The sequence below is a fragment of the Fibrobacter sp. UWB12 genome (assembly GCF_900142485.1).
Classification (GTDB): Bacteria; Fibrobacterota; Fibrobacteria; order Fibrobacterales; family Fibrobacteraceae; genus Fibrobacter.
Genome location: NZ_FRAZ01000005.1, coordinates 233,182 through 249,058 on the forward strand (window position 1 = coordinate 233,182; position 15,877 = coordinate 249,058).

11 protein-coding genes are annotated in these 15,877 nt (G+C 47.2%); 3 read left to right on the top strand and 8 right to left on the bottom strand.

Features of this window, described 5'->3' with window-relative positions; genetic code table 11:
- Nucleotides 1–70: 70 nt before the first annotated feature.
- Entirely contained in the window at nucleotides 71–1,612 is a 1,542-nt protein-coding gene (locus BUA34_RS09360; protein WP_072828690.1) for a leucyl aminopeptidase family protein, read from the top strand.
- A gap of 89 nt (nucleotides 1,613–1,701) precedes the next feature.
- The gene (gene guaA / locus BUA34_RS09365) at nucleotides 1,702–3,537 is read left to right on the top strand and encodes a glutamine-hydrolyzing GMP synthase (RefSeq protein ID WP_072828692.1); all 1,836 of its coding nucleotides are present in this window, start codon (nucleotides 1,702–1,704) and stop codon (nucleotides 3,535–3,537) included.
- Nucleotides 3,538–3,929: 392 nt separating this feature from the next.
- Here the strand turns inward: guaA and BUA34_RS09370 are convergent, their stop codons facing one another.
- The 6 genes from BUA34_RS09370 to BUA34_RS09395 all read right to left on the bottom strand — a co-directional run bounded on the left by BUA34_RS09370 (nucleotide 3,930) and on the right by BUA34_RS09395 (nucleotide 11,136).
- A complete protein-coding gene (locus tag BUA34_RS09370; protein WP_175545444.1) occupies nucleotides 3,930–5,474 on the bottom strand; it encodes a competence protein CoiA family protein in 1,545 nt (514 codons plus the stop codon).
- A 206-nt stretch (nucleotides 5,475–5,680) separates the two neighbouring features.
- Nucleotides 5,681–6,697, bottom strand: a complete 1,017-nt coding sequence (locus BUA34_RS09375; protein ID WP_072828697.1) for an ABC transporter permease subunit — start codon at nucleotides 6,695–6,697, stop codon at nucleotides 5,681–5,683.
- Nucleotides 6,698–7,528 carry a dihydrodipicolinate reductase gene (gene dapB, locus BUA34_RS09380; protein ID WP_072828700.1) on the bottom strand — a complete coding sequence of 277 codons (831 nt, stop codon included), beginning with the start codon at nucleotides 7,526–7,528 and terminating at the stop codon, nucleotides 6,698–6,700.
- A 181-nt stretch (nucleotides 7,529–7,709) separates the two neighbouring features.
- A complete protein-coding gene (locus tag BUA34_RS09385) occupies nucleotides 7,710–8,450 on the bottom strand; it encodes an ankyrin repeat domain-containing protein (RefSeq protein ID WP_072828702.1) in 741 nt (246 codons plus the stop codon).
- Nucleotides 8,451–8,557: 107 nt separating this feature from the next.
- Nucleotides 8,558–10,873: a LysM peptidoglycan-binding domain-containing protein gene (locus BUA34_RS09390; RefSeq protein ID WP_254794408.1), complete on the bottom strand. Its 2,316-nt coding sequence runs from the start codon at nucleotides 10,871–10,873 to the stop codon at nucleotides 8,558–8,560.
- Nucleotides 10,874–10,920: 47 nt separating this feature from the next.
- Nucleotides 10,921–11,136 carry a hypothetical protein gene (locus BUA34_RS09395; RefSeq protein WP_072828708.1) on the bottom strand — a complete coding sequence of 72 codons (216 nt, stop codon included), beginning with the start codon at nucleotides 11,134–11,136 and terminating at the stop codon, nucleotides 10,921–10,923.
- A gap of 379 nt (nucleotides 11,137–11,515) precedes the next feature.
- Between BUA34_RS09395 and BUA34_RS09400 the strand changes: the two genes are divergently transcribed.
- Nucleotides 11,516–13,516 (top strand): thrombospondin type 3 repeat-containing protein, encoded by a 2,001-nt coding sequence (locus BUA34_RS09400; protein WP_254794409.1) that lies wholly within the window; start codon nucleotides 11,516–11,518, stop codon nucleotides 13,514–13,516.
- Between the two features lie 33 nt (nucleotides 13,517–13,549).
- Here the strand turns inward: BUA34_RS09400 and BUA34_RS15920 are convergent, their stop codons facing one another.
- Nucleotides 13,550–13,723, bottom strand: coding sequence for a hypothetical protein (locus BUA34_RS15920; RefSeq protein ID WP_175545445.1), 174 nt, complete (start codon nucleotides 13,721–13,723; stop codon nucleotides 13,550–13,552).
- A gap of 200 nt (nucleotides 13,724–13,923) precedes the next feature.
- Entirely contained in the window at nucleotides 13,924–15,573 is a 1,650-nt protein-coding gene (locus BUA34_RS09405; protein ID WP_072828714.1) for an endo-1,4-beta-xylanase, read from the bottom strand.
- Nucleotides 15,574–15,877 lie beyond the last annotated feature (304 nt).

A 15,877-nucleotide genomic window follows, 5' to 3' on the forward strand; every position in this document is an offset into this window, starting at 1 on the left:
AGTATTTTTGTAATTGAAAAACCAATGTAAAATACAAGCGTTCCATTCATAAAATACTAGATTACGCTATATGAAAACGAATATTGTATCAACCGCTACGGGCAAAGCTAATGTAAGCGCCCTCTTTTTTGTTAAAAAATCTGTTCAGTTTTCCAACGTTTTGTCGGAAAACGCTGAAAAACAAGTCGAGTCTGTTTTGAACGGTATGGAAGACGGACCGTTCGAAGACCTGGAACTTTTGGAAATTGATGGACAGTCCACCCTTTTTGTGAATGCTGCCAAAGAACGCGGTCTTTCGTCGCTCGACCACCTGCGCATGGCCGCATTCCGCCTCGCCAAGAAGGCTAGCAAGCGCCAGATTCCGGTCGTATCCATCATGCTTGCAGACGCCGCACCGGAACAGTTCAAGAGCATTTTGCACGGGCTTCACTACGCCGACTACAAGTTCGATGCCTACAAGAGCAAGCAGAAAGACGCCTTCCAGGTCACGTTCGAACTCGTTGCAGGCGAACACGCCGCAGAATTCAAGAAGATTGCCGACGAAGTCGCTATTGAAAATAAAGCGATTGTGCTTGCAAAGAATTTGATTAACACAAGTTCCAGTGACCTTACTCCTGCTGAATTTGTCGAAAACGCAAATACTATTGCAAAATACACTCCGGGTCTTTCTATCAAGGTGCGTAACATGAAGCAGCTCGAAAAGGAAGGCTTCATGGGACTTGTGACCGTTGGTAAAGGCAGCTCTCACGAACCGTACATGATTACGCTCAGCTACGATGGAAGCAAGGGCTCCAAGAATGTTGCGAAGAAAAATGCGCGCACCTCCGCTGACCACTTGGTATTTGTCGGCAAGGGTCTCACGTTTGACACGGGAGGCCTCTGCCTCAAGCCGCCTAAATCCATGCCCGAGATGATTAGCGACATGAGCGGAGCCGCAACGGTACTCGCTGCTATCCAGGCTATTGCTACATTAGAACTCCCGATTAAGGTAAGCGCCGTGTGCTGCCTCGCCGAAAATGCGATTGGCAACAAATCCGTGCTGCCGGGTGACATCTTTACCGCTAAGAACGGTAAGACGGTCATGGTCGACAATACGGATGCCGAAGGACGCCTTGTTCTCTCGGACGGTTTGGCAGAAGCAGGCATCATCGGTGCAACGCACATTGTGGATCTCGCTACGCTTACGGGAGCCATGGTCCGCGCTCTCGGTTACGCTGTTGCCGGATTCTTCAGCAATGACGATGCCCTTGCATTGAACGTCATCAACTGCGGTGAAGCCTGCTGCGAAAAATTCTGGAGCATGCCGCTCGAAGAAGAATATGCTGACGCGTTGAAGGATCATTTTGCAGACCTTAAAAACACTGGTTCTGACGCTGGCGCAATTGCGGCCGCACTCTTCTTGCAGGAATTTGTGCCCGAAGATACCGCCTGGGCTCACTGGGATATCGCAGGTACCGCATTTGTGAACAAGGCATGGAAGTACACTGAATACGGTGCAACAGGCTTTGGTGTGCAATCGCTCATTGAACTTGCTAGAAGAATGTCCGGCGTAGCTCGCGAAGACGCTGCAAACGAAGATACAGATGGCGAATATGTCGCTGTAGAAGCATAAGCGGATTTTAAATAATTTGCTTATCAAATCCTCAAAGTGAGTATTAAAAAACCTTCAGATTTCTGAAGGTTTTTCTATCTTTTAGATGTATGAAAAACGTTGATACTATTGCCGTTTTGGACTTTGGTGGGCAGTATGCTCACTTGATTGCCAACCGTGTACGCCGTCTTGGCGTGTTTACCGAAATCCACTCCCCCACCGCCCCGGTTTCTGAACTCGAAGGCGTGAAGGGCATCATTTACAGTGGCGGTCCGTCTAGCGTTTATGCGGCTGACGCTCCGGAATACAATCCTGAAATTTTGAACCTCCCGGTGCCGAAGCTCGGCATCTGCTACGGTCACCAGCTCATCGCCCAGCAGTTGGGCGGTCACGTGGAACCGGGCAAGGTCAAGGAATACGGCATTGCAGACCTCATCGTCGGCGACGAGAAGTGCCCGCTTTTGAAGGGTCTCCCGAAGGCATCCCCGATGTGGATGAGCCATGGCGACCAAGTGACGAAGCTCCCCGAAGGCTACAAGATTGTAGCAAGCACCAAGGACTGCGAAATCGCCGCCATCGCATTCGATAGCGACAAGCCCGAACGCCAGATTTTCGGCATCCAGTTCCACCCCGAAGTCACGCACAGTAAGTTCGGCATGAAGCTTCTCGAAAACTTCGTCGACTTTACGGGCGCCAAGAAGACTTGGAACATGAAGAGCTACTTGCCGCTCATCACGCAGCGCATCAAGGACCAGGTCAAGGACCGCAAGGTGTTCCTGCTCGTGTCTGGCGGTGTGGACTCCACCGTGGCATTCGTGCTCTTGAACCGCGTGCTCGGACCGGAAAAGGTTCTCGGCTTGCACGTGGATAACGGCATGATGCGCCTCGGCGAATCCCAGAAGATTATGGACTTCCTCACGAAGGAAGGTATGAATAACCTCAAGATCCGCGACGCTAGCGAACACTTCCTTGCAAAGCTCAAGGGCGTAACCGCTCCCGAAACCAAGCGCGGCATCATCGGTAAGGAATTCTTGACGGTCAAGGACGAGGAAATGGCTAAGCTCAACCTCGATCCGAACGAATGGATGATGGCTCAGGGCACCATCTACCCTGACACCATTGAAAGCGGTGGCACCAAGAACGCCGACAAGATCAAGACGCACCACAACCGCGTGCAAGAAGTTTTGGACCTCATGGAAAAGGGCCTCGTCTTGGAACCGCTCGCCGACCTGTACAAGGATGAAGTCCGCGCCCTCGGCGAAGAACTCGGCATTCCGCACAACCTCGTGTGGCGTCACCCGTTCCCGGGTCCGGGTCTCGGCGTTCGTTTGCTCTGCAGCGAAGGCAAGCTCACAAGCGACATGGTAAAGTTCGAAGACGTGAAGGACACCGCAGGCCAGTCCCTCGCCGACTACCTCAAAGCAAACAACATTGCAGGCCGCATGCTCCCGATCAAGAGCGTTGGCGTCCAGGGTGACGGCCGTACTTACGCACAGCCGTTCCTCATCACGACTCCGGGCTTAAGCTGGAAGGATTGCGAAAAGTTCTCTACCGAACTTGCTAACCGTTTCAAGGCCATCAACCGCGTGATTTACCAGATTGGTAGCGTGGCAGACGAAGATCCGAAGCTTGTTGAACAGTACGCCACCCGCGAAAACTTCGATACGCTCCGCAAGTTCGACAACATCTGCACCGAATTCTTGCAGGCAAACGACTTGTACGAAAAGATTTGGCAGATGCCGGTCGTACTCGTTCCGCTCCGCACGGCTAACAAGCCTTGCATCGTGATGCGCCCGGTGAACTCCACCGAAGCCATGACGGCAAACTTCGCTGAAATCGACCAGGGCATGCTCGCAGGTCTCTGGCGCAAGTTCGAAGCCGAAGGTGCTGGCAGCCTGTGGTACGACGTGACCCACAAGCCGCCCGGAACCATTGAGTGGGAGTAGCTGTGCTGACGTAGACTTCGGTTCCGAATCTTCAACAACCAGTTCCGCGACCGACGTCGAACAAGTCAACAACATAGAACGCATTTTGAAGCCATCTGGACCCGTTCCAGACGGCTTTTTTGATGTACCGATGGTGAGGCCGAGTCCCCAGCGGAGACGGCCCATATATGGCTAATTTGAGCTAATTTCGCCGTTTCTGGCTGGTTTACCCTCTTGTGACACTAGATGTTCCGAGCACACAACGATGCAAAGAGCAACACACTTGTCAGCAATTCCGACGGACTTCGGCGCAACGTTCCGACCGAGGGAAATCGTCAATGCATTTATCTTTCTAATGAAAATACGTTATCATGGTGCACCATTACTACAAAACTTTGATGGTGATAATGCTGTCACTTCTTTAGCCGATACCGTCGCCACGCTTCAAGTATGTGTTCACTGCCCCTATACTTATAGCTATATGAATAATCATTGAACCTTCCATACCGAACCTTCAAATTACGCTTAAAAGTTTCACATTCCAAAGCATCCTCGTTCATGCAACTTCGCTTATATAGCTTACAAATCAGCACATGTTCTTGCGAACCGGTTATTCGCTTGTCTAAGCAATGAAGACATGCGTTACAGCTTTTCTCAAAAAGCGATTTTAGATATTTATCATCATAAGAAGGACTTCTCGACCCATTGAGGCTAGGGACCAAAATGTAATCTTCAACCTTATTCCAAATTTGTGACATGACTTGATGAATTTGGTCTATTCGATCAATTCCTAGACACTTTGCAGCACCATTCTTATCCAAAATAATGAGTTCAAAGTACTGTAAGCTTCCTTCACATAAATTTCGTTGTTTATGTGATATGAAGTTAAAATAGCGTACTTCATTGTCATCATCCCATATATTTGTAGACATCCACGGCTTCGATTGAAATTCATTGTCTAGAGCAAACTGTACCGTACGCATTCCACCGAAAGAGTTTGCATTCGAAAATAGCTTGTAAGAAAAATTAAAACGAATTTTTTCGCCTTCCTTTTTGGTTTCAAGATAAAAATCAGGCAAGACTGTTCCTGAAAGGTTATCAGATGGAATTTCCCTACAAAATTTTGCAATATCATACTCGCCACGATCCCTTGATCCACAACAATGGCCTTCAATGTATGGACAATCCTCACGACTACATACAATATCAAAGGAATACTTCAAATTCAAAGGATTTCCCTTACGAACACATTCACGATAATGGTTGATAAACTGCTCTTTCGCCTTTTGGAGAGCTGTTTCACAATGGTAATTGACCTTAGACATAAAACGATCAAAATTGAACATACTCACTAACTCGTTTCGTTGAGTCAACAATCCATTGTTGAACAAGTCTAAATCTGCTTCTGATTTTAGTTCAATTTCGACTATGGGGATACCCGAAGCAATCTTGCGAGGTTCCGAGAAATGACTGACAACTATTTCTATATAAATTTTATGACCATTATCATCTGTTATCAAAATATCAGGTATGAACTCCGCATCTCGGACCTCAGTTTCGATATGTCTAAAGTAAGGCAACAGCGAAACCATTTCATACCCATCGACACGTCCGCATGGTTTCTTTCTACCATAAGGACAATATCCGCGAAAACAGGTTTGTCCCGTTGCAACTTCAAGAAGGAATGGTTCATTTGCGTCCAGCCGCGCCTTATATGCCTCTATGAACTTGATTATACCCAACTTGTGTAAGTATGACTCATAGGAACAGACTACATTCTTGCCGCCGACATGCGCGAAATGCCATTCTTTGATCTTACCTCGCTTAGTCAACATCGAATTGCCACATTCAAGGCAGGTAAATGAGTCGTTTCCATGTTCTTGTACATATGCGTCAGAGACATTGTACACATCCACTATACAACCAGTCCTATCCTTTGCAAATCGTTGCCACGTCATATCATAAAATATAACACCATTAGGATGTTACATCGTGTCAAAAACGAACAAAAATTAGTAGCGCTAGAGGAACCTCAACGTCCAAAAGGCGACAGTAAGTTGCTAATCTGGATTAAATACGCCTTGCGGCTGTTTCACTTAACCGCTGTTTTGAAATATTATGTTGAAATTGTTTATTACATCAATTTTGAAGTAATAAGATTCATTTACGAGAACTTGATTCTCGGATCGACTAGCGTATAAAGTATATCGCTAAAGAGTCGACCTATCATAGCCATAAGGCTACTGAGGAAGATAATCCCCATCACCACGTTATAATCGCGATTGACCATCGAATTGTAATACAAGAGCCCCATACCATCGATATCAAAGACCTTTTCGATGAGGAGCGCACCTGCAAACATGAGTGTACAAATTTCAGAAAGGCGCGTTGCAATCGGGATAAGCGCATTGCGGAGGGCATGGCGAACAAGTGCTTGCTTAAAGCTCAAGCCTTTTGCCAAAGCAGTTCGCATGTAATCTCGGCCCAGTTCCTCGAGTGCGGAATTCTTCATGAGGAACGTGAGGAACGCAAATTCGCTAATCATGTAGCAGAAAATCGGGAGCGCCAAATGTTGCGCCAAGTCAAAGACCTTCCCGAAGAACGTGAAATCCTCGAAGTCATCGCTCGTGAGCCCACCCAGCGGGAAAATGTCCAGATAGGAACCGCCCGCCAAGAAGATGATGAGCAAAATGCCAAGTGCATAACCCGGCATCACGTAGCCCGAGAAAATAAGACCGCTCGTAAATGAATCAAGCTTGCTTCCATGATGCACGGCCTTCCAGAGCCCAAGTGGAATACAAATAAGGTAGCTCAAGAAAAACGATGTCACACCAAAGAAAAGTGAAATCGGGAAACGGCTTACAATCACGTCCCAGACCGGGAGCCCGTACGTGTAGCTTTCCCCGAGATTCAAGTGCAATACGTTCCAAAGCCAAGTCAGGTAACGTTTCCAGGCGGGCTGGTCAAAACCGAAATACGCCTGGATTTGTGCAATTTGGTCGGGCGAAAGCGCCTTGGATGCGTCTACCCCACCCTTCATCGAAGCTGCTTGCTGCGCACGAGAAATCAACTCTTCCACAGGTCCACCCGGCAAGAGCTGAATCAAGATAAAGCATACTAATGAAATCCCGATTAATGTCGGGATCATTAGCAGCAAACGACGAAGGATGTACGAACGCATTTATCTCATTTTTCCAGAGCGGAGCACGTCCATCATGTTGAACGGCTTTGCAGTGCCGTTTGCAATGTGGCAAGCAAGGAAGTTCACTGCATCGACCGTACCTTCGGCGTAAATCTTACGGCCACATACGTTGTGCTGGAATTCAAAATGCACGGTGCCATCTTCGCTATCGAGGCTATAGGTGTGGAATGCATGGCCACCAAGGTATTCTTCGGGCACATGCATGCGTTCCATTTGTTCCTTCTCGACGCGGACTTTTTCGATATCGTCTTCGGTGAACTTGAAGCCCATCTTCTGGAACGTACCGACGACAGCACGAGCGGTTCCGCTTGTATCAGCCTTGGTTTTCTGGTGGCTTTCGACAACAGAGAGCTTGTAGCCATTAAATGCAGTCGGGAATTCCTTGGCAAGATATTCAATCATCATCTGGAATGCGACAATCTGCTTAGCCATGTTCGGTGCAATCACGCTCGGGTGGTTAGCATCGGCAACGAGTTTTGCGAGAGCTTCGCGGTCACCGCCGGTTGTGCCCATCACAAACGGAATCTTGTGCTTCACGTAGAAGGCTGCGTTATCGTTCACGGCGCTCGGGTGCGTGTAGTCAATGCAAATCATGTTCGGATACTTGGCAAGCACTTCGCCAATGCGTGCTTCGCGGTTGCTCGGTTTCAAGAGCTGAATCGTCTTGCCTGCAACTTCGGCTTCATTTTCGACAATAATTTCACCCGTCAAAGAATACGGGACAAGTTCCAAACCACGAGCTACGCATGTTTCAGCCACAATACGGCCCATGCTGCCCGGAATACCATTAACCATCACTTGAACGGACATAAAATCTCCTGTTGTTTTTCCGATGAATAAGATAGTAATTTACACACAAAAAAAAAGGAGATGCCCGCTCGGAGGCGGGCATGACAAGGTTAAAAAAGGTTCCGGCACTGAGGCCGGGATGACATGCAAAAAAGGGCGGGGGTTGAGACCCGTCCTCTAAATTCATGCTGAAAAGATTGGCTTATTTGCCACGAGAGTCAATCTTATACTTTGGAGTATTCTTTGCGCCCTTCTTCTTCAAAGCCTTGATGAGGCGAGTGTAGCCTTCGTTCGTAGCCCAGTCGAGCACGGAGTAACCCTGACCGCACTTAGCGTTCACATCAACACCCTTGTTGATGAGGAACATCATTGCATCGTAGTTACCAGACTTGACTGCCCAATGAATCGGGAGGTAACCATCCGGGCTGCGGTTTTCAAGCGGAGCGCCTGCGTTTGCAAGAACTTCGAGCATGTCGGCCTTACCCGTCTTGGCTGCAATAAGCACTGCCGTAGCAAGGTTCTGCGGGTCAACATTTTCTTTTTTGAGTTGCTGCAAAAGACGATTCACAACTTCCTTGTTGCCCATCATGACGGCGTTGTCGATAACCGGTTCACCATTGCCGTTATTGACGTTGGCCTTTGCTCCGTGATCGAACAAGTAGTTGAGCACCATCATGTTGCCCTTGTTAGCTGCAATTGCAACAGCGTTGTTGCCGTTGTCAGCCGGCTGGTCAATTTCGAAAGAAGCCTGGAGGAAAAGAGTCATCTTGGCGGTATCGCTATTGACTGCGTAAGAGACGAACTGATTCGGCGTAAAACCAATCTGCTTTTTCGTCAAATATCTGCGAACAGACTGAGGATCGTTCGGGTCCATGGTTTCTTCACAACCGGTCAAAGAAAAAATAAGACCAGCAGCACAGAGAGCCAAGAGTTTCTTCTTCATATTATACTCCAATGATTTTTTGATTTTCCAACTTAAAACTACACTATTTTTTTTGATTTATAACAAAAAAAACGTGATTTTACACTTTTTTTTTCGAGATTTGGGGCTTACTTCTTGTTTTTCTTTGTTGTTTTGATTTTTAGTTTCTCGTTAATCTTAATTTTCGTGTCTTTAAGCCCATTCCACTTGACAATATCTTCGATAGTCACGCCGTACTGGCGCGAAATATCCCAAAGACCCTCGCCTTTCTTGACAACATGAGTAATTTCTTCGATTTTGGGAGTGCTCGGAGCCGGAGCTGCGGAGCCCGGAATCTTGAGCTTTTGCCCAACCTTGATGTTCGAAGAACTGCCCATATCATTCATTTCGCGGATGGCAGCAACCGTCGTGGAATACTTTCTCGCGATTGCATACAGGTTATCACCAGATTCGACCGTATAAATTATCGTCGTGCTGACGGGTTGACTTTTGGAGTTTTTGGCCGTCGGCTCTGGGGTCTTTTTAGAATTTTTGTTGGACTTCTTGGAATCGGTGGGTTCGGTAACCTTAGAAGTTTCTATAACAGGAACATCGTCATCGACAGCCTTGGACATTTTGCGAGGCGGACGGACATAAGCAGGAATAGAAAGAGAATCACCGATGGTAAGGCGCTTGGTAAAGCCACTATTTGCCTGTAACAAGAGGAATACTGGAACTTTGTACTGCTTCGCAATAAGCGCATAGGTATCGCCAGCCTTGACAACATATTTTTCACCTTTCTTGAGGGCTACACGCTGTTGTACAAAGCTACTCGGCTTAAGATCCGGTTTAGAAACGTAAATGGTATCACCTTTTTTAACGTTATACCCAGGCTCAATGTTGTTCCAAACGCGTAAGGATTCCTGAGAAACACCAAAACGACGTGAAATCGAGCCCAAATTATCGCCTAGTTGAACGACGTAAGTACGGACTTTTGAAGGCTTTTTGCCTGTCGAACGGCGCGGAGCGACTTTCACCGGAATTAATAGGGTACGGCCCACTTTAAGTTTCGCGTTCTTCTTCATATCGTTTGCACGTTGAATTTCTGCGACGCGGACACCGTATTGTTGGGCTATATTGCCGATAGATTCGCCTTTACGGACTTTGTGCTGTTTCCAACTCGAAAAACCATTCTTTTCCATGCGGTCGTAGTTCTGGACAAACGAGGCACGCGTTCCATACGGCAAGCGGAGTAAATAGGCATCGCGGTTAGGAGGCGTACACCACATGGTGAGTTCCATGTTCAACGTGCGGAGCGTATCTTCGGGGACTTTCAGGAATTTTGCAATTTCATCGAGCGAGAACGAATCATAGACCGTCACGGTATCGTATGCCGGTAAATGACGCTTTTCTATTGCGACATCGTAGTGGTCCGGGAAGTGACCGATAACCATTGCGGCAAGGATTCGCGGTACATAATGCATGGTTTCTTGCGGAAGTTGCAAGTCCCAGTATGTTACCGGACGATCACCCCACGTAGAATCGGCCTTCTTTTCCCTGATCAATCGGCGGATTCTGCCTTCACCGCAGTTGTAAGCGGCCATGGACAAAAGCCAATCGCCAAATTCAGCATACAAAGTTGAGAGGTAACTCAAGGCTGCGTCGGTTGCGACTTCGGGATTGCGGCGCATGTCGACCCAAAAATCGACTTCCAAACCGTAACGGATTCCGGTTTCGGGAATAAATTGCCACATGCCAGCCGCTTTTGCACGGCTATAAGCCTTGACATTAAAGCCGGATTCCACCAATGCCAAATAAATAAGGTCGCGAGGCATGCGTTTTTGCGCAAGCTTTGTATAAATCAACGAATCATAAGCAGTTTTACGGGTGAGTGACCTCGTAATAAAGCCTCGAGCGGTCGTTGTCATGTAATAGATTTCCTGCATAACGCGCTCGTTAAAGCGAATGGGGAGCGAAAAACGCCCAGCATCGACTGTATCCAGGAAGTTTTCAATTACGCGGATCGACGCGCTGTCTGCTGCATTTTCATCGTAGGCATCTACACCGTCAATCGAAAGGCTATCGACATAAGTCGAATCATCCCCTTCTTGTTCCGAAAGGTTCGGGTAAACATCTTCTAATGCCTGTACGATTCGCACGGGCATCTGCATTTTATAAATAGAATCTTCAGAACGCGTTAGACGGCTCTTGGCAGGGTCGTATTTTTCGGTCACAAGCAACCGGAGCGATTCTTCGAGGTAATGCTTTGAAACAGCCCATTCGTGGTTATCAATAGCTTGAAGGCCATATTGATAATAGACCCATGAAGGCCTTGTAGAATCCCCGACAATTTCTTTGCCGGGATTTGTTCCGGGTACATCAATAGAGACCTTTTCCGAAGGAATAGGCCTCCCCTGCGAAGACGCGGCAACTTTCGCCTGCTTGGAGGCGCAGGCGGTTAACATTATCAAAAAGAGTGCGAAGCCGAGTCTAAGAATTGTATTCGACCATATCACTGGTCGAAATCCATGTCCTCGCCGTAGTCAGACCAAATGGGGTTACGGCCAAAGGATGGCTTGTCAAAATCAACTTCTTCGTCAACTTCTTCTTCTTGCGGTTCTTCTTCTTCCTTGATCAGATCGTCTTCTTCGCCCAAGTAAGATGGATCAGGTGTATCATCGAATGCATCATTCTTAGGACGACGACCACAATAGTATGCTATGCTCATATAAGCTTTCCTCCAGTTTATTGCATCAATCTGTTCATACCGTAAAGAATAACTCCACACATCGCAAGAGCCGTTACAATTTGCAGGATAATGATCACCCTGTTGACCTTGTAAGCCGTTTGCGATTTACGATGCCATGATGGCAATTTGTTTGCGGAGTTCTTGTTTCTCACTTCGGAAGTGAAATATATACATAAATTTGTAAATGCAAACAGTTAATCAAAAAAAATGTCTAAATTCTTTATGAAAAATGAAACATTTTCTATTAACACTTCTCTTTAGCGCAGTTTTTCTATTCGCGCAATCCGGATTTTCGATAAATAATAGCGGAATCCATGTTCCCGGAGCAAGAACTTTGAGTCCGGGAGACTTGTTTATCATGGGTGGATTCGAAATGGCGAGCAGTAACAAGCCCGCCAGTATCGAAGGTTATATTGTCGATGAAAACGGCAATCGAAAGCAACTTACCAAGTCCCCTTCAAATACGGTTTTGGGCTACATCGGTTACGGTATACTTGATTATCTAGAAGCTGGACTCAATGTGAATGTCCATTACGACGGAGATGCCGGTGGAACGAGACTCAAGGGATTGGGTTTTGGCGACCTCGGACTCATGGTCAAGGCTCAACTTCCGAATCAGTCTTTAAGAGACCTTTTTAATATCGCGGCTGCGATTGAATTTTTCCTTCCGACCGGAACAAACGAGAAAGGACTTCGCCCGAGGCACATCTGGTACATCCATAAAGACGACCTCACGCATTCTTATTCATCGGCAGATTACTCCATTGCCGGAACGCTTTATTTAACCATGAACATTCACAGGAACCTCAACTGGAACAACTACGCAGGGGTTTTGAGGAATCTCGAACACGGAGAAAACATTTTTATCTGGGGTACAGGATTTAACCTTTTCCCCTACGAATGGGTTTCGCTTGTTTTGGAAATGTCTGGAGAAACACGGATTCGCTCCAAGGATATTTTGCGCGGATTCATGAACGATCAATTGAGGTTTTCTCCAGGTTTAAAAGTGAGGTTGCCTAAGTTCACAACGCTTTCCATTAACGCAGACCTTGGCATGGACCTTTTTAGAAAGCGCAAGATTGGGCGTGGACACGCCATCACTGTTAAAAATAAAGGACATCATTATTCTTACACGGTTCCTGGAAGCCCTCCAATTGCAGCGTCCATCAAGTTTAGCCGAACTTTCGACCTCAGTGGCAGGATTGAGGATTACAAGCAACGTATGGAAGCCTGCCCCAAGTCTGGCCTGTCATTAAAAGAAAGAAAATACCGCTGCGCGCCGGACCAAGACAATGATGGCATTGCCGATGATTTGGACCAGTGCCCTGACACACCAGCCGAAGTACTTATCGATGATAATGGTTGCCCGTTCGACAACGATGGCGATGGCGTACCGGACTACAAGGATAACTGCCCAGAAACAAAGCAAGGATATCCGGTCGATGAATTTGGTTGTATTCGCGACAACGATAATGACGGTGTTCCGAATGAACTGGATAAATGCCCGCACTCGAATCCAAACGATGAAATCAATGAATTTGGATGTATCCTTGATACAGACGAAGACGGTATTCCGAACGCACTCGATTCTTGCCCCAACACTCCGGCCGGGCTCCAAGTGAACAAGTATGGTTGTTTCTTGGATCGTGACAAAGACGGTGTTCCCGACGAATGGGACAAGTGCCCGAACAGTTTTGAAAAAGAAATAGTGAATATGTATGGTTGCCCCATTGACTCCGATGAAGATGGTGTGCCGGACTATAGAGATCGATGCGAAAACACAGAAAAGGGAACAAAGGTCGATAGCCTTGGTTGTCGGCTAGATTTCGACCATGATGGCGTTTATAACGAAGATGACAAGTGCCCAGACACTCCCGAAAATGCGCCGGTAGATAATGAAGGTTGCCCAATCGATTCTGACAGAGATGGTATTTTCGATTACCTCGATAACTGCCCCAACACGCTTGATGGAACCGAAGTAGACATGAACGGATGCCCTATCCGTGAAAAGCAAAACCTCGATAAAATTGCAAGGCGTATTCAATTCCACAAGGGAACAGACAAACCGCTCAATTCATCGTATACGGCCTTTAGTGATGTTGTTTCGATTATGCGCCACAACAAGCGCATTGCTCTTGAAATTCAATGCAGTGTAAAGCAAGGCGAAGCAATGGTTCCGCAATCGCTTTCCGATGCTCGAGCAACAGTTATCTACGATTTCCTTGTGGGCAAGGGAATCAAGGAAGAACGCCTCAAGGCAACGGGTTACGGGCTCAATTTACCGACGAATGTACGCGGACACTCAAAGCTAAATCCCGTTGGAGTTAGACTTATACCGCACAATTTTGTTAAAGAGTAAGCTTATGGATTCTCCCCTATCGGAGAATCCTTTTTAATCTTTTTTGTTAAAAAGCAAAGCGATGATGAGCGCGACAACAACGTAAAGCGCCACCGCAGAAAACAGCCCGAGAATTTCCGAGCCTGAGAGAGCCTCCACCTTGATGTAAAGCAAGACGGAAAGAGGCATGGCAAGTAAAAAAAGGATTCCGGGGATTTTCTGTTTCATGAAACGCAAGATAGTAAAAAAGCCGCATGACGCGGCTTATAAAAGGCGATGCCAGAACTGTGTCCGGCATGACAAAGCAGGCGAAGCCTGTCACCCCGGATTTGTACAAGTACAATGCCCTTCGGCTCAGCTATGAAAATGCAAGCATTTTCGCAGCGTTCACCTCGGCTGCATTTATTCCGGGGTCGCCTTGCACAACATTACTTCACTGTAATCTGATACTTCTTATCGCCAGCGTTGACTTGGTAGTAACCCTTGAAGCCACGGAACTTGGCTTCGCCATTTTCGTCAGCGGTAGCGTAGAGGTCTGTTGTCCAAACCTTGTGCCACAAGTCGTATACGCGCTTTGCAGCGGGCTTTTCACGACCGTCAGAAGCAATCATGCCACCGTTCTTGACCCAATGACGGTTGTCCCAGAAACCCCAGAACACGATGCCGTTCACAGCCGGGTGGCTAAATGCAGTACGGAGGAATGTTTCGAACTTTTCGGCCTGAACTTCTTCGGTATCGTTCATACCGGCTTGCCAGTCGCCCACGTCGAATTCCGTGACCTTGATCGGGAGGCCGAGAGATGCAAGCTTGTCGAGACGAGCCTTGATAAGTCCCGGAATCACCGGACGGAGACCAAAATGGCACTGCACGCCAATGCCCATCACAGGCACCTTGCGATCGAGCATTCCTTTGATCAAGCCATAATAACGGTCTGTTTCGCCCGCAGCAACAACATTATAGTCGTTGATGTAAAGAATTGCACTCGGGTCTGCCTTGTGTGCCCAAACGAAAGCGCTGTCAAGAACTTCCCAACCGCATTTGTTGAACGTCCAGGATTCATGAATCGGTTCATTCCACACATCGTATTCTGTAATCTTGCCCTTGTATTCCTTGAGGTCGCGATAGATACGAGCTTTGAGCTTTTCGGCCATTTCTTCACAGCTACCCTTATTGCTGTAATGCTTGTCGAAGCCGTAGCCTTGATGGCTCCACATGAGTGCATGACCGCGAAGTTTCCAATGATTCTGGGCCGTGAAATCCGTGTATTCCTTCATTTCTTCACGTTTGATTTTGCCCTTTTTCGGTTCGTATTCCGGCCACTTGAACTGGTTTTCAGAAACGCCATGCCAGAAGTACTTCTTGGCGGCATTGCGGTACCAATTTTCGGTGCTGTCCTTGGTATCGTAAAGCGCGAGAGCCGTACCAAACGGGAATGAATGGCGCAAGAGCTTCACGTGGACCTTTTCGCCTGGATTTGCCTTAACAACGAAATCCGCTTTGCGCAAGCTATCGATGCGGGAGTCTGCGGCTTCGAACCAAGCCGGGTCCGACATTTCATCCATTTTTTCGACTTCAACATCGTCGAGCTGAATCCAGCCTTTTTTGAGGCCAATCTGGAATGTAATGTTATTGAGACCATAGCCCTTCTGGTCGGCAAGGAAAATCATTTCATAAGTCTGCCATTTGTCCGTCAAGTCAAAAGAGGCGCTTTCTTTTTGGCGGTAGTCTGGAGGGCCACCCTGCACTACGGAATTAATGGGCATATTGCCCTTAGCCTTGAACGTGAGCTTGTAAAAACCGGAATCGGCAAGCCATTTAGGCGGCTGGAGCTGCAAACCCCACCACGGATTCGGCAGATCCTTCACCACGACCTTTGCGCCCTGGGAACCGTCAACGCCAAGCCCCTGCACTGCAATTTGCGATTCAACTTTAGCTGGACCATCGGGATTATTCCACAGATACCAGCCGCCATCGCCGTATTCCATGTCACCGTTATTCAATTGAGCTAGCGACGGCATCGAGAATGCCATGGCGAACGTTGCGGCAATTGCAAGTGCTTTCTTATTCTTTAAAATCATACGATTTCCTCGTTTTTTCTCAGAACATTCAAATCGTCATCCTAAACGAATGTGAAGGATCCTGGGCTTTTATTTTTCACGTTTAAATATATACTCGAAGTGCGTTTTTTTGGCGATTTGGGGCGTTTTTTAGCGCCATTAAAATGCAAATGACGCAAAATGTGTAGCAAGTGTATTGATTGCTTTGTGCATGTAAATGTATTTGTAATCACGTTATTACATTTTTTTCTGATGAAGCGTAATTTTCAAAAGATGAGCAGAATTGGGATTTTTCATGCAATATCTATATTATGGGTATGTTGCG

Bases quoted from the DNA above. Each gene is read 5' to 3' on its own strand.
- BUA34_RS09360 (WP_072828690.1), top strand. From the start codon at position 71: ATGAAAACGAATATTGTATCAACCGCTACGGGCAAAGCTAATGTAAGC.
- guaA (WP_072828692.1), top strand. From the start codon at position 1,702: ATGAAAAACGTTGATACTATTGCCGTTTTGGACTTTGGTGGGCAGTAT.
- BUA34_RS09370 (WP_175545444.1), bottom strand. From the start codon at position 5,474: ATGACGTGGCAACGATTTGCAAAGGATAGGACTGGTTGTATAGTGGAT.
- BUA34_RS09375 (WP_072828697.1), bottom strand. From the start codon at position 6,697: ATGCGTTCGTACATCCTTCGTCGTTTGCTGCTAATGATCCCGACATTA.
- dapB (WP_072828700.1), bottom strand. From the start codon at position 7,528: ATGTCCGTTCAAGTGATGGTTAATGGTATTCCGGGCAGCATGGGCCGT.
- BUA34_RS09385 (WP_072828702.1), bottom strand. From the start codon at position 8,450: ATGAAGAAGAAACTCTTGGCTCTCTGTGCTGCTGGTCTTATTTTTTCT.
- BUA34_RS09390 (WP_254794408.1), bottom strand. From the start codon at position 10,873: ATGTTAACCGCCTGCGCCTCCAAGCAGGCGAAAGTTGCCGCGTCTTCG.
- BUA34_RS09395 (WP_072828708.1), bottom strand. From the start codon at position 11,136: ATGAGCATAGCATACTATTGTGGTCGTCGTCCTAAGAATGATGCATTC.
- BUA34_RS09400 (WP_254794409.1), top strand. From the start codon at position 11,516: ATGGGTGGATTCGAAATGGCGAGCAGTAACAAGCCCGCCAGTATCGAA.
- BUA34_RS15920 (WP_175545445.1), bottom strand. From the start codon at position 13,723: ATGAAACAGAAAATCCCCGGAATCCTTTTTTTACTTGCCATGCCTCTT.
- BUA34_RS09405 (WP_072828714.1), bottom strand. From the start codon at position 15,573: ATGATTTTAAAGAATAAGAAAGCACTTGCAATTGCCGCAACGTTCGCC.